This is a genomic window from Pseudomonas sp. AC355, assembly GCF_979258205.1.
Window position 1 is genome coordinate 4,382,440 of the sequence record NZ_OZ409843.1, and the last position, 14,546, is coordinate 4,396,985.

Sequence of the window (14,546 nt, forward strand, 5' to 3'; positions counted from 1 at the left end):
ATCAGAGCTAGAGGGCCTCTGCCATATGGGATTTTCAAGCAGGAAAAGGTAGCAGGTTCTGCTTCTGATATGGTTTTTTCAGTTTTATCTGCGTCTGTTTCGAAATTTCCCTCTTGTCCATAGTGCTGGCCTGTATGCCGTGTGTGGCGGCAATGAGGGCCTTGCATGTATCACTACGACGAGTACGACCGCGCGCTGGTGCGCGAGCGCGTTGCGCAGTTCCGCGATCAGGTGCAGCGGCGCATCAGCGGCGAGCTCAGCGAAGAGGAGTTCCTGCCGCTGCGCCTGCAGAACGGTCTGTACATGCAGAAGCACGCTTACATGCTGCGCGTGGCAATTCCTTACGGCACCCTGTCGGCGCGGCAACTGCGCACCCTGGCGACCATCGCGCGGGATTACGACCGCGACTATGGGCACTTCACCACGCGGCAGAACATCCAGTTCAACTGGATCGAGCTGGAGCAGGTGCCGGACATTCTTGAGCGCCTCGCCGAGGTGGAGATGCACGCCATCCAGACTTCGGGCAACTGCGTGCGCAACATCACCACCGAAGCCTTCGCCGGGGTGGCGGCCGACGAGTTGCTCGACCCGCGCCCGCTGGCCGAGATCCTCCGTCAGTGGTCGACGGTCAACCCGGAATTTCTGTTCCTGCCGCGCAAGTTCAAGATCGCCCTGTGTGCGGCCGAACAGGATCGCGCCGCAGTACCCATGCACGACGTCGGCCTGTACCTGTATCGCGATGCCGCTGGTGAGCTGCTGGCGCGGGTGATGGTCGGCGGCGGCCTGGGGCGCACGCCGATCCTCAGCCAGGTGATCCGCGACGGCCTGCCGTGGCGGCATCTCTTGTCTTACGTCGAAGCGATCCTGCGCGTGTACAACCGCCATGGTCGGCGCGACAACAAGTACAAGGCGCGCATCAAGATTCTGGTCAAGGCGCTGGGCATCGAAGCCTTCGCCAGGGAAGTCGAAGCCGAATGGCAGTGCATCAAGGACGGCCCTGCCGAGCTGACGGACGACGAGTACCAGCGCGTCGCCGCGGCCTTCGCGCCGCCAGCCTATGCTGCGCTGCCCCATGCCGACCTGGACTTCGGCACCGCCCTGGCCGCTGATGCCGCCTTCGCCCGCTGGGTATCGCGTAACGTGCAGCCCCACAAGGTGCCGGGCTACGCCAGCGTGGTGCTGTCCACCAAACCGGGTGCCAGCCTGCCGCCAGGCGACGTGACCTCCGGGCAGATGGACGCCGTTGCCGAGCTGGCCGAGCGCTACGGCTTCGGCGAAGTCCGCGTGGCCCACGAACAGAACCTGGTGCTGCCCGACGTGCGCAAGGCCGACCTGCACGCGCTCTGGCAGCGTGCCGTGAGCATTGGCCTGGGCAGCGCCAATATCGGCTTGCTCACCGATGTGATCGCTTGCCCCGGTGGTGACTACTGCGCCCTGGCCAACGCCAAGTCGATTCCCATCGCCCAGGCCATCCAGCAGCGTTTCGAGGATGCAGAAGCACTGCACGCCCTTGGCGACATCAGCCTGAACATCTCCGGTTGCATGAATGCCTGCGGCCATCACCACATTGGCAATATCGGCATCCTCGGCGTCGATAAGAACGGCAGTGAGTGGTACCAGGTGACCATCGGCGGCGCCCAGGGCAAGGCCAGTGCGCTGGGCAAGGTGATCGGCCCGTCGTTCAGCGCCGCTGAAGTGCCGGACGTGATCGAGCGCCTGGTCGAGACCTTCGATGAGCAGCGCGAAGGCGACGAGCGCTTCATCGATACCGTGCAGCGTGTCGGCATCGAGCCCTTCAAGGCACGGGTCTACCGCAAGGCGGGGGAGCCGGCATGAACAACCTGATCACCCTGCGCGATGGTGCGGCACAGGTCGTCACCGACGATCCCTGGATGCTTCTGCGCGAAGACAATGTGCCCGCAGAAAACCCGCTGATCCTGCCCCTTGCGCGCTGGCGCGAACGGCAGAGCGAGGCCGTGCTGCAGGGAGTCGAGGCCAGCCGCGACGGCCTGTGCCTGAGCCCCGATGACGACCCCGTTGAGCTGCAGCCCTGGCTCGCCGTACTGCCGCTGATCGCCATCGACTTCCCCAGTTTCCGCGACGGTCGTGGCTACAGCCAGGCCTACCTGCTGCGAACCCGCCTGGGCTGGTGCGGCGAGTTGCGTGCGGTCGGTGACGTACTGCGTGACCAGCTCAGCCATATGCGCCAGTGCGGCTTCGACAGCTTCGCCGTGCGTGAAGACAAATCCGTGCACGACGCCCTAAAGGGCCTAGCCGGCATGAGCGTGCAGTACGGCCGCTCGGCCATCGAGCCAAGGCCGCTGTTTCGTCGTCGTTCATCCACCTGATTCCCACTGACCCAAGGAGCCCGTGCGCCGCTAGCCGGCGCCGATTCGACACATGCTCGGAAAACTGACTCTCGACGCGATACCCCTGCACGAGCCCATCCTCGTCGTCACCATGATCGCCGTGGCGCTCGGCGGCCTGGGCCTGTTCGCTGCGCTGACCTACTTCAGGAAGTGGGGCTGGCTGTGGCGTGAATGGCTGACCTCGGTCGACCACAAGAAGATCGGCGTGATGTACATTCTCGTCGCCCTGATCATGCTGCTACGCGGCTTTGCCGACGCCATCATGATGCGCACCCAGCTGGCCGTGGCCACCGGCGGTGACGGCGGCTACCTGCCGCCCCATCACTACGATCAGATCTTCACCGCCCATGGCGTGATCATGATCTTCTTCGTCGCCACACCGCTGGTGGTCGGCCTGATGAACATCGTCACGCCGCTGCAGATCGGCGCCCGTGACGTCGCCTATCCGTTGCTCAACTCCCTGAGTTTCTGGCTGTTCGTCGGCGGCGTGCTGCTGACCAACATCTCGTTGTTCGTCGGTGAATTCGCCATGACCGGCTGGGTGGCCTATCCGCCACTCTCGGGCATCGAGTACAGCCCTGGCGTCGGGGTCGATTACTACATCTGGAGCCTGCAGCTCTCCGGCCTGGGCACGCTGCTCACCGGGGTCAACTTCCTGGTCACCATCCTCAAGATGCGTGCGCCGGGCATGACCCTGTTCAAGATGCCGATCTTCACCTGGACGATCTTCTGCACCAGCGTGATCATCGTCGCCGCCTTCCCGATCCTCACCGCCGCCCTGGCGATGCTGACCCTGGACCGCTATCTGGACTTCCACCTGTTCACCAGCACCGGCGGCGGCAGCCCGATGATGTACGTGAACCTGGTCTGGGCCTGGGGCCACCCGGAGGTGTACATCCTCATCCTGCCGGCCTTCGGGGTGTTTTCCGAAGTGACCGCGGTGTTCGCCCGCAAGCGCCTGTTCGGGTATGCCTCGATGGTCTGGGCGACCATCGCCATCACCTTCCTGTCGTTCGTGGTCTGGCTGCACCACTTCTTCACCATGGGCTCGGGGGCCAGCGTCAACGCCTTCTTCGGCATCGCCACGATGATCATCGCGATCCCGACCGGGGTGAAGATCTTCACCTGGCTGTTCACCATGTACCGGGGCCGCCTGGAATTCACCACGCCGATTTTGTGGACGCTGGGCTTCATCGTTACCTTCTCCATCGGCGGTATGACCGGCGTGCTGCTGGCGGTGCCGGGCGCCGACTTCCTGCTGCACAACAGCCTGTTCCTGGTTGCCCACTTCCATAACGTGATCATCGGCGGTGCGGTGTTCGGCTACATGGCCGGCATCACCTTCTGGTTCCCGAAAGTGTTCGGCTTCAGGCTCCATGAGGGCTGGGGCAAGGCATCCTTCTGGTTCTGGCTAACCGGCTTCTACCTGGCCTTCATGCCGCTCTACATCCTGGGCTTCATGGGCATGACCCGGCGCCTCAACAGCACCACCAACCCGGAGTGGGAGCCCTACCTGAACGTGGCCGTGATTGGTGCTGTGCTGATCGGCCTGGGCATCGTTTGCACGCTGATCCAGTTCGCTGTGTCGATCATCAAGCGCAAGGAACTGGCCGACCACACCGGCGACCCCTGGAATGCCCGTACCCTGGAGTGGTTCACCGCGTCGCCACCGCCGTTCTACAACTTCGCGGTCACCCCGCGTGGCGACCGCATCGACGAGTTCCACGAGATGAAACGCGAGGGCCTCAAGCCCGCGCCGACCATCTTCCGGCCCATCCACATGCCGCGCAACACCGGCATCGGCCTGGTCGCCGCTGCGTTCATGACCCTGATGTGCTTCGCCCTGATCTGGCATATCTGGTGGCTGGTGGGCGTGACCTTCGTCGCCAGCATCGCCTGCTTCATCGTGCGCAGCTACGACGAAGACACCGACTACTACGTGCAACCCGATGAGATCGCGCGGATCGAGGCGGCCGGGCGGGGCTGACGCTCCATTAGCATGGAGAACTGACAAGCAATGCAAAAAGGGGACAGATGCTGAATCTGTCCCCTTTTCAATTATTGGCGCCACCCTACGTTGTTGGTGATAGACGCGTGGTGCTTGCGCTCGAAGGGTTACTGGCAATGAGCTGGGGATCCAGCTTCTGCTTACCGGGTCGGCGGCGATCAGGTCGACGGTGGCGTAGGCGCCTTGTGCGAGGCGGTAGTCGTTGCCAACGTGTCATTCAGTATCGTTGTACCGACGACCCTGGCGGTAAGCGTTGCCGCGGCGCACAATTTTCCAGCAAGTATTGGAAGTGGTCGGTAATGGGTAGTTTGAAGATATGGCTATGCTAAAACGGTAATAGCCTTGAAAGCCGTTTCTCAACAGACGCTGAATCACACTGCAGGCATAAAATGCGTTTTAACGGCTAGGCTTGCATTGCCCTGGGTCGGTATCCATTGAGCAGACGTGAAACGTGAAGCCTCTGACATTTTCTGCCGCGCTACTCTGTCTGCTGTTTGGCTCTTTTGCCAAGGCCGAGCCCTATCAGGTCGTTACTGAGGAGTGGGCGCCCTATAACTATCAGGAAGACAATCAGCTCGCCGGCATGGCCACGGATATCGTTCGGGCCATCATGGCGCTGACCGGGGATGAGTTCGAGGTAGTCGTGCTGCCCAGTATGCGAGCCAGCCACGTATTAAAGAACCAGCCCAAAACCATCATGTACTCCATGTTCCGCACACCAGAGCGAGAGCCACTGTACAAATGGGTTGGGCCGATAGCAGAAGAGTCCATCCACCCTTACCAATTGACGCATACAGCACAGCCAGTCAGCTCCCTGGAGCAGTTGTTGCGCGCACCGCAGATTACTACGCGGCATGCCGGCCTGGTTCCTGACACCCTGCAGTCGCTAGGTTTTCGCAACCTCGAAAGAAGCGCAACCGGCAGCCTGCAGCTCTACCGCATGCTGCTCGCCGGGCGCACGAATATCATTATCGGTGACACCGATGCGGGAGTGGCTTACTACAGTCGCCAATTGGGTATCGCGCCAGGCACGCTTCGGCAGATACCGCTCGAGATCTATCGCGCCTCGCTCTACATCGCCTTTAGCCGCGACAGCGACGATGAGCTGGTCTCTGCCTGGGCCAATGCCTTGGAGCAACTGCGTGATTCCGGCGAGCTCAAGCGCATTCAGCAGCGATACGAGCAAAATGACCGGGCAGGTAGTGATTGATCACCCGAGCGTCGCGCTGATTTCTCGCTCACTTGTGCGTCAACACCAGCGTCGTACCCGAACCAGGCACATGGATTTCGCTTGAGCTGATCACCTTGATCGGTTCACCTGGCTCTGCAAACAGAACGGCGTCGCCCTTGACGTTGCGAAAGGTCATCACCGAACCCGAGAAGTCATAGCTGGCGGAGCCTGTGAACGTATAGTTCTTGATGTGGGCCTGCTTGGTGATGACCTGGTTGTCGGCGAAATCGAAGCTAACCGTCATCGGGTAGCCGTCTTGCTCCGTTGTGCCTGTGTATAGCCCGCGAGGCAATTGCACGGGGGTTGGCTTCGCCTTATAGGCGTCGACAATTTCAATCTTCGCCTGGCTCACCGCAGGTGGCTTGCCACGAAATTCGTCCATCGATTTCTGGTGTTCGTATGGCACGTAGAAGGTGACGTAACTGCCCCACGCAATGAGCGCGAGAACAATCAGGCTGAACACATGGCCAGATCCGCGCTGTGATTTGTTCATCGTGGTTTCCTGAGTGGCGAGAGCTGAGGCGAAGCGCTGGCGTCGTATCGCTCGCTTGCGGGGGAGTCGAGAAAACATGTTCTTTATTCTTTCCGGCAGTCCAGGCGGATGCATGAGTCAGTGTCAGAGTAAGCGTTTCTGATAAAAGAAGCGCTGATGCTCTGGGGGGAAATCATCAAGCTGGCCGAACTGGGTGAAGCCATGTTTTTCGTAGAAGGCCGGTGCTTGGAAATCAAACGTGTCGAGCCAGATTCCTACGCAGCCTCTTTCGTGCGCAAGGTCTTCGGCCATATTCATCAGGCGTGAGCCGATGCCTTGTCCCTTGGTTTGCTCGGGTATTGCCAGTAGCTCGATGAACAACCAACGATAAAATATATCCCCATATAGCCCGCCAATTATCTCATTGCTGTGCTCGTCTCGAACCAGCAAGGCGATTGTCTCTGGTTTTGGATCGCCCGCTCGAGAAAGGTTATGAGCCCGCAAGGGGCTGAGGATAGCCGAGCGCTCATCTTCTCCCGGGTTAACCTTTATTTCGATATGCGCGCGCATTCGTTATTCCTTTGCACATTCAGGTGGATGGGCACCATAAAGTATCAATTCATACCTGCGCCAGCATCAGCCACGACAGCATGCTCAAGGAGATCGAGTACCTCGAATGTGCACTCAATGAAGGATTGCGCCTCTCGTGTTCCACCCAGCCGGCGGCTGGATGCAGACCAGGGGCGGAGGCCGATCCCTCTGAGCGAGGGCGGCCCCCTGATTACCGCGATGCTGTGAGCACGACGATAATCATTGCGCCTGCAATTGCTCGCGTTGCTTACGCACCTCACTGGCGCTGACCGCTTCGGCGGCGTTGCCCCAGCTGTTGCGCACGTAGGTGAGCACGTCGGCGATGTTCTCGTCCGTCAGGTTCCAGGCGAAGGACGGCATGGCCGGCCCGGTGGGGGCGGCGTCGGTCGTGCCGGCGCGGTTGCCGGCGAGCACCACGCGAATCATCGACACGGCGTCGTGGCTGTTGACCAGCGGTGCGTTGGCCAATTTCGGGAACAGCTTGGGAATGCCTTCGCCGTTTGGCGTATGGCAGCCCGAGCAGCGGTCTGCATAGATGTTGCGCCCGGCTTTCATGACGGGGTCGGTGGCTGCCAGCGGTTCAGGCTTGTCATGCTCGTGGTCGAGATCCTTGAGGTAAACGGCCACGGCCATCAGGTCTTCGTCACGCCAGTGCTGGGTGGATTTCTCCACTGCTTCGGCCATGGGGCCGGAGGCGATGTCGTAGCGGTTGGCGCCGGTTTTGAGGTACTGCACGATGTCGTCCTCGCTCCAGTCTCCCAGGCCGACATGGGCAACGCCGGTGATGTTCGGCGCCATCCAGCCCTGCAACTCGCCACCCTTGAGGGCCTCGGCGTTCTTGTCGCCACCGATGAGGTTCTTGGGTGTGTGGCAACTGCCGCAGTGTCCCAGCCCTTGTACCAGGTAGGCACCCCGGTTCCACTCTGCGCTTTTTTCCGCGTCGGCCTGGAATTCGCCTTCGGTGAAGTTGAGCCAGTTCCAGACCTTCATGCTCATGCGGACGTTGAAGGGAAACGGCAGCTGGTTGGTTTCCACCTCGTTTTGTACCGGCTCGATGGTGCGCAGGTAGGCCCAGAGCGCCATGTTGTCTTCACGCGTGACCTTGGTGTAGGCGGCGTAGGGCATGGCTGGGTAGAGCTGCTTGCCATCGCGCCCGTGGCCGCGGGCCATGGTGTTCTGGAAATCTTCGAAGCTCCAGCGGCCGATACCGGTTGCGGGGTCGGGGGTGATGTTGGCGCCAAGCAGTTTGCCGAATGGCGTGTCGATGGCTACACCGCCAGAAAACAACGGCTTGCCGGGCAGTGTATGGCAGGCGGTGCAATCGCCGAGGGTGGCGATGTACTTACCCTTCTGCACCGTTTCGTAGGAGTCCGAGCCGGTGGCTGCGTAGGCACTGATGCTCGTCGCGGCCAGTAGCCCGACAACGAGGTTGAGGAGATTTTTCATACGCTGATCATCTCCCCTGGGCGCTTGAGGTAGTGGGTGCGAATCGCATGCGCCGCCTTGAACGCCAGCGCGCCGACCGTGCCCGTTGGGTTGTAGCCAGGGTTCTGTGGGAAGGCCGAGGCGCCCACTACGAACAGGTTGGGCACGTCCCAGACTTGCAGGTGCTTGTTCACCGAACTGGTAGACGGATCCGCGCCCATGACAAAGCCGCCGACCACGTGGCTGGACTGGTATGAAGTGTTCGACCATGGCCCCTTGCGCGGGTTGGCGAACATCATCTTCGGGTTCATGGCGCGGGCGATCTCGGCGGTCTTGTCGGTCACGTACTGCGCCATGCGCAGGTCGTTAGCGGTGAAGTCGAAGGTGATGCGCAGCAGCGGTCGGCCATGCGGGTCGGTGTAGGTCGGATCTAACGAGAGATAATTGCTGCGCGTGCTGTAATTGCTCGCCTCGCAGCCGATGGACATGCTCGCTGCATAGTACTGTGCGGTGGCCTTCTTCCACTCCGCGCCCCATTTTGGCGTGCCCGGTGGTACCGGCCGCGAGCCGATGGGCGCTGCACCAATCGGGGTTACTCGCGTACTGCCGCCGCCGACGAAGCCCAGGCCGGAGTGGTCGAAGTTGTCATTGTTGAACTCGTCGATACCCATGCCGATGGCGCCGCCACCGATGAAGGGATTGAAGTTCTTGTCATCGAAAAACAGCTGCACGCCGTTGGCCGTCTGGTAGGCGTAGTTGCGCCCAGTGGTGCCGGTGTTGCTCAGCGGATCGTAAGGTTGGCCGATGCCCGAGAGCAGCATCAGGCGCACGTTCTCGAAGGTAAAGGCAGCCACCACGACAATGTCTGCCGGCTGCTCCCACTTCTCGCCGTTGGCGTCGACATAGATGATCCCGGTGGCGCGCTTGCCGGTGCTGTCCTTGGTCACTTCCAGCACTTCGCAGTTGGTCTGGGCGGTGAAGTTGGGCATGCGAATCAGCGCGGGGAGCACGTTGACGATGGCGCTGGCCTTGGAATAGTTGGCGCAGCCGTAGTTGGTGCAGAAGCCGCAGAAGGTGCACGGCCCCATCGTCACGCCGTACTGGTTGGTGTACGCCTGGGAGGCCAGAGCAGAAGGCACCGGGAAGGGCTTGTAGCCCATGTTGCGCGCCGCTTCGGCGAACAGCGTCGGCGCGTAGGTCTGCTTGGTCGGTGGGTTGGGATACTCGTTCGAGCGCGCACCCTCGAACGGGTTGCCGCCTTCGATGATCGTGCCGCCGATATTGCCGGCCTTGCCGGAGATGCCCGCTACGCGATCAAAGGCGTCGTAATGCGGCTCCATTTCTTCCCAGGTGGTGCCCCAGTCTTGCAGGGTCAGGCCTTCAATGGCTTGCTTGCCGTAACGCTCGGTCAGGTGGCTCTTGAGGTGAAACTCTTCAGGCTGGAAGCGGAAGGTGATGCCTGCCCAGTGGTTGCCCGCGCCGCCCGTACCGTTGCCCGGGTGAAAGGAGCCCCAGGTGCGCATGGGCAGTGCGGTTTCACTGGGTTTGTTGCGCATCGTGCAGGTGTTCTGCCGGGTGCGCAGCATCAGCTCCTGGCGTGACAGGTAGCGCAGCTCATCGGCTGCCGAGGCGATGTTGAAATCGGTGGCGGTATCGCGCCACGCGCCACGCTCGAAGCCGACCACTTGCAGGCCTTCGTCGGCGAGTTCCTTGGCGATGATCGAGCCGGCCCAGCCGAGCCCAACCACCACGACGTCGGTTGTGGGGAGTTTCTTGACCATGCCGCTCATCCTTTGCGATTCCACGAGGAGCTGCCGATGATCGACAGCGGTACCAGATCCAGCTTCTCGTTATGCCGGTCGATGTAGGGGCGGTAGTCGTAGCGCGCACCGGGGAAGCCGAGCATCTTCCAACTGACCATGTCGCGGTTGCCACCGTAGATCGGGTCGGCGAAGAAGCCCTCCATGGTGTTTTGCAGAATTTGCGCGAAGAACGCCTTGGACTCGATTCCGGAGAACTCGATGTCACCGCTTTCCAGGCCCTTGAGCACCTCGTCACGCTGGGCTTCATCCAGTTCGCTGAAACGTTTGCCGAACGCCGTCTGGCAGTGTTTGCCCAGTTGCTCCAGGCCGATCCGGTAACGTTCGCGCGGAACCAATGGTGATTCTGGCTCGACCCCAGGGGCAAACGGGCCTTGCTGGTAGAGGCGCTCGTAAGTGCCGTAGTGGCTGACCAGTTGGCGGTCGATGAACACGGCGCAGCCGGCATCTTTGCCACTCACCGAGAGATCGTCTGCGGGGATCAGCCGCTCGACGATCGCCTCGACCTCGCGGGCCTGCTCGGCGGTGAAGAACTGCCAACCTTTGGCGTCGTAGTGCAGCGGGCCGTTGTGGTCGAAGGGTAACCACTGCGGCACGCCATTAACGGTTGCGGCCCGCGCACTGACGGCGACGCCAGCGGCGAGCGTAGCTGCCGATGCCGCCAGCAACTTACGCCGGCTCAATCCTTGAGGGGGTTCTTTGGACATGTCGACTCCTCGAGAACCCGCGCAATCGGGTGCACGGGATCAGGCTTTTAGAACGGATCCACCCGAAGGCGGAATGCGGATGCACGGACATCCAGGACGGGCGTCGATATGTATGGCCGCTGGAATAGGTTTAATTAATTCGGCACATCGACGGCCCCATCAGGGGCACCACGCATTCGGTGCGGCGCCCTGCAGCAATATCTTGTAATAGGCTAATTGCTTTTTGACGGAACTCCTTTCAAAAGCTATGACAATCAGGCTTCTAAAGGCGTTCAAGAGATTTTCGACGGCGTTTTCTCAAGGAGGGCAGGGGAAATGAACGGATGCGCAGCCACTCTTTTGTATCTCTGTTATGCAGGGAGGTGATCAGCTCAAGGCCAGAGTCTAGATCGCACGGGAGCACTTACCAAGGGAGGCGCTCTGCGTTGTAGGCAAAGAAATTGCCGCTGTCAGCAGGCGTCAGGCGGTCAATCAATGAAAGCAGCTCATGCGCCGCCACGCTTGACGGCCTTGCCGTAGAGGCGCCCCGGAAAGGTTGTGACAAACCGGAAATAACGGTGCCTGGATGCAGGCTGAGCAAACGAGTCTGAGGACGGGTTCTGGCCAGTTCGAGCGCCGCCGTTTTGATCAGCATATTGAGTGCTGCCTTGGAGGCGCGATAGGCATACCAGCCCCCCAGGCGGTTGTCGCCAATACTGCCCACCTTGGCCGATAGCATCGCCATCACTCCGTTGGGGGTAAGCAATGGTAGAAAGTGGCGCAACACAACAGCCGGCCCCAGCGTATTGACTTGAAATACAGCCTGGAGGGCATCCTCTTCAATCGCCGCGTAACTTTTTTCAGGCTTGATCTCGCCCCGGTGGAGCAGGCCGGCAGCATGCAGGATCAACCCATAAGGTGCTTCGGTAGCTAATTCGCTTGCAGCCTGGGCGATGGTTTCTGGTTTTTCCAGATCCAGTTGCGGATCACTGTGGCGCCCCAGCTCACGAACACCCGCACAGCGCGGATCCTCCCCGAGCAACTCGCAAAAGGCCGAGCCCAGTGAGCCGCTGGCACCTATCACTAGCAGGCTGTTGAAAAACTACCTGCGTGGCCATCGCGGCGTTAAAAACAGGCTCAAAATGCTCATTTACAACACGTAAACTCCGCTTTTTCGCCTGTTTTTGCCTTGCGCTGGCTGCCTCGCCAACGTTTTTCAACGGCCTGCTAGGGCACGGTAGCCATCATCAAGCGAGCTCATCTTGAAGGGATTGCTCATGTCGCCTCTCCTGCAGACGGCCCAGGTAAATGCAGTGGCACTTGGTTGATCAGACAGATCCAGTGGTCAGGGCTCACTTTTTACCCGGTCTGCCTTGTCTCAACGCGGGCGGCTCGGCTGGTGCGGTTTCAGGCGTCGGCATTGTGCAGTGATTGTCGTGACAGCGACGGCTGCCATCAGGGTGAGGCAGCCATGCCAAATGGGGGCGCAAGCGGCAGAACAGGCGATAGCCCATCGTGAAGATCGGCCGCAGTGGGCGCCATGTCAGAGGCGTTGCCCAAATGCCCAAACCGGCGGCTCGCCAGCTCCACAAGGTAGCATCCAGCCCGGTGACCCAACGGCCATCGGCGAAGCGGGCATGCAGTAAGTTCTGCATAGCCTCTAACGAGAAGCCCAGTGTTTCGGCCGTCACCCCCTCCCTGCGGATGTCGACAAACAACAGTCGATCTTCTGCGGCGTGCCGGCGCAGCAGGTTGATCTCCCGAGTGCAGAGCGGGCAATCACCGTCAAAGTACAGCGTCAGTGGCCACGGTTCTTTCTTGTGCATGACGCCCTGCCTTGTATGAATGTTGGTAAGGCTGCAGGGAACACACCTTGCGCAGGTCAGTAAGCCATATAGTGATGCGGCAGTAACCCTCGCCCTCATTGCGCTTGTGGGTAAGCGCTGCATCAGCACATCCACAATTGCGCTCGGGGCCATTACATTTTTCTGGGTACCCTTGTGATGCGACAGCTAGCGCATTTTTGAGTACCCCGATTTTCAGTAATCGGCCCCTTTTTCACACCACGAACCGGTTAACCAACTGGTTCAGGTTGACCGCCAGTTTTGACATTTCACCACACGCACTGGCCGTCTGGCTGGCTCCCGCAGCACTCTGTGTTGCCAGCTCGCGAATGCTGACCAGGTTGCGGTCAACCTCACGTGCAACATGCGACTGCTCTTCAGAGGCCGTGGCGATCAGGAGGTTACGTTCATTGATCTGAATGATAGCCGTTGATATTTGATCCAGTGAGGTACTGGCCTCCTGGGCGACGCCAAGCGATTCGGTCGCCAGGTCTCTGCTCGTGTTCATCGCCTTCACGGCCAGGTCAGAGTCGTTCTGAATGGCCGCGATCATCTGCTCGATTTCCTGGGTCGACACCTGAGTGCGATGCGCCAAAGCCCTTACTTCGTCAGCAACCACCGCAAACCCGCGACCTTGCTCGCCAGCTCGTGCGGCTTCGATAGCGGCGTTCAGAGCCAACAGATTGGTCTGTTCTGCAATCGCCCGAATCACCTCGACAACTTTGGTGATGCTCTGGGCACGATCTGACAACCCTTGAATCTGTTCGCTCGTGTTTTCAACGTTACCGTTCAGCTTTTGAATGGACTTCAATGTCTGAGCCACTCGCGCCAAACCTACTTCGGTATAGCCCTGGGTGCGCTTTGACTCTTCGGAAGCAGACTCCGCGTTACGAGCGACTTCATCAACGGCCGCGCTCATTTCTGTGACCGCTGTGGCAGCTTGATTGACCTCGTCATTCTGGGCGACAAGGCCCCGACTCGACTCCTCAGTGACCGCTGTCATCTCTTCTGACGCAGAGGCCAGTTGGGTGGACGAATCGGAGATCTGCATAATCGTGGTGCGCAGATTTTTCTGCATCTGCGCGAGCGCTTTCAACAGTCGCCCGGCTTCATCGGTGCCGCTGACCAAGACCTCCTTGGAGAGGTCGCTGGCCGCGATACGCTCCGCGACGGACAGGGCATCATTAATCGGAGAGGTAATACTTTTCGTCAGCAATAATGCCAACCCAGACGTCAAGATGACCACGCCCGTTATAAGGCCGATAACAAGCCAAAGGCCATTGCTATAGAGATTGGTCGCGGTTTGCCCAGCCTGCGCTGCACCTTCATCGTTAAAACGGGTCAAGTCCTTGACCTGCTGCTCCATATTATTGGTCAGGGGGCGGATGCTGGTACTCACCAGATTGACTGCCGCCGCTATGTCACCCTGCCTCATCAACGGTTCGAGAAGATCCAGTTGTTTGGAATAGGCATCAGCACTGTTTTTCACCGGCGTATAAAACGAGCGTTCTTTGTCGCTTGCGATGAGGGGCTCATAATTCGTCACCGCATCGGTGAACGCCTTGCGGTAGCCGGCGAAGCTTTCAATATTCTTTTGAATGGATTGGGGGTCTGCAAGGCCCCGCTGTGTCTCGAGCCTCAGGCGAAGGGCCGCATTGTTCATCAACGCCGTTTGTCGGATGCTAGCCATCCAGTTGAGCTCGACGTCTTTTTCGGCGTCCCTCAGCTTGCCCATTTGCACGATTGCGAATATGCCGAGCACAAAAACCAACGCGATTATTAAAGCGAAAAACAGGGATGCTCGTGGAGCTACATTGAGGTTTCTAAGGCGCATACGATATTCCTGTTTTCCAGCGGTGGTTGATATGTTCAACAGGCTATCGACCCAAAGTTGGAAACTTTAACGTCGTCGAAAGGATGTGCGTTTAGGTTCCCGCCGCGACACGGTCATGGCCGACGCGGATTGCAACGCCTCAAGCTCAGCGTCGATGGCCGCGATTAGTTGGCCGCTACATGTGCCGCTGGATCCCGGTGCCGAAAACCCAGCACAACAGCGATCCTCGTTCCGTTAAAGAATTGGCTAGCGACGCCGTTAAACGG

General features: G+C 59.9%; 12 protein-coding genes. 4 read left to right on the forward strand and 8 right to left on the reverse strand.

Going from position 1 to position 14,546, the window contains the following annotated elements; translation table 11 throughout:
* The first annotated feature begins 165 nt into the window (after positions 1-165).
* From ACZ0AI_RS20425 to ACZ0AI_RS20440, 4 genes are all read left to right on the forward strand, one after another.
* Positions 166-1,836: a nitrite/sulfite reductase gene (locus ACZ0AI_RS20425; protein WP_463563430.1), complete on the forward strand. Its 1,671-nt coding sequence runs from the start codon at positions 166-168 to the stop codon at positions 1,834-1,836.
* Positions 1,833-2,348 carry a DUF934 domain-containing protein gene (locus ACZ0AI_RS20430; RefSeq protein WP_463563431.1) on the forward strand — a complete coding sequence of 172 codons (516 nt, stop codon included), beginning with the start codon at positions 1,833-1,835 and terminating at the stop codon, positions 2,346-2,348. Before ACZ0AI_RS20425 ends, ACZ0AI_RS20430 begins: the two co-directional genes overlap by 4 nt.
* A gap of 52 nt (positions 2,349-2,400) precedes the next feature.
* Positions 2,401-4,356 carry a cytochrome o ubiquinol oxidase subunit I gene (gene cyoB / locus ACZ0AI_RS20435; RefSeq protein WP_463563432.1) on the forward strand — a complete coding sequence of 652 codons (1,956 nt, stop codon included), beginning with the start codon at positions 2,401-2,403 and terminating at the stop codon, positions 4,354-4,356.
* A gap of 472 nt (positions 4,357-4,828) precedes the next feature.
* Complete coding sequence (locus ACZ0AI_RS20440; protein ID WP_463563433.1) at positions 4,829-5,587, forward strand: substrate-binding periplasmic protein; 759 nt, start codon at positions 4,829-4,831, stop codon at positions 5,585-5,587.
* Positions 5,588-5,615: 28 nt separating this feature from the next.
* On the opposite strand, the gene ACZ0AI_RS20445 is transcribed toward ACZ0AI_RS20440, so the two are convergent.
* The 8 genes from ACZ0AI_RS20445 to ACZ0AI_RS20480 all read right to left on the reverse strand — a co-directional run bounded on the left by ACZ0AI_RS20445 (position 5,616) and on the right by ACZ0AI_RS20480 (position 14,280).
* Positions 5,616-6,101 carry a hypothetical protein gene (locus tag ACZ0AI_RS20445; protein WP_463566185.1) on the reverse strand — a complete coding sequence of 162 codons (486 nt, stop codon included), beginning with the start codon at positions 6,099-6,101 and terminating at the stop codon, positions 5,616-5,618.
* 123 nt (positions 6,102-6,224) lie between these two features.
* Positions 6,225-6,650: a GNAT family N-acetyltransferase gene (locus ACZ0AI_RS20450; protein WP_463563435.1), complete on the reverse strand. Its 426-nt coding sequence runs from the start codon at positions 6,648-6,650 to the stop codon at positions 6,225-6,227.
* A 240-nt stretch (positions 6,651-6,890) separates the two neighbouring features.
* The gene (locus ACZ0AI_RS20455) at positions 6,891-8,117 is read right to left on the reverse strand and encodes a c-type cytochrome (RefSeq protein WP_463563436.1); all 1,227 of its coding nucleotides are present in this window, start codon (positions 8,115-8,117) and stop codon (positions 6,891-6,893) included.
* A complete protein-coding gene (locus tag ACZ0AI_RS20460; protein WP_463563437.1) occupies positions 8,114-9,877 on the reverse strand; it encodes a GMC family oxidoreductase in 1,764 nt (587 codons plus the stop codon). Before ACZ0AI_RS20460 ends, ACZ0AI_RS20455 begins: the two co-directional genes overlap by 4 nt.
* Positions 9,878-9,882: 5 nt before the next feature.
* The gene (locus ACZ0AI_RS20465; RefSeq protein WP_463563438.1) at positions 9,883-10,623 is read right to left on the reverse strand and encodes a gluconate 2-dehydrogenase subunit 3 family protein; all 741 of its coding nucleotides are present in this window, start codon (positions 10,621-10,623) and stop codon (positions 9,883-9,885) included.
* A gap of 403 nt (positions 10,624-11,026) precedes the next feature.
* Positions 11,027-11,692 (reverse strand): SDR family NAD(P)-dependent oxidoreductase, encoded by a 666-nt coding sequence (locus tag ACZ0AI_RS20470; protein WP_463565986.1) that lies wholly within the window; start codon positions 11,690-11,692, stop codon positions 11,027-11,029.
* A 262-nt stretch (positions 11,693-11,954) separates the two neighbouring features.
* Positions 11,955-12,428 carry a thiol-disulfide oxidoreductase DCC family protein gene (locus tag ACZ0AI_RS20475; RefSeq protein WP_463563439.1) on the reverse strand — a complete coding sequence of 158 codons (474 nt, stop codon included), beginning with the start codon at positions 12,426-12,428 and terminating at the stop codon, positions 11,955-11,957.
* A gap of 232 nt (positions 12,429-12,660) precedes the next feature.
* Positions 12,661-14,280 carry a methyl-accepting chemotaxis protein gene (locus ACZ0AI_RS20480; RefSeq protein WP_463563440.1) on the reverse strand — a complete coding sequence of 540 codons (1,620 nt, stop codon included), beginning with the start codon at positions 14,278-14,280 and terminating at the stop codon, positions 12,661-12,663.
* Positions 14,281-14,546 lie beyond the last annotated feature (266 nt).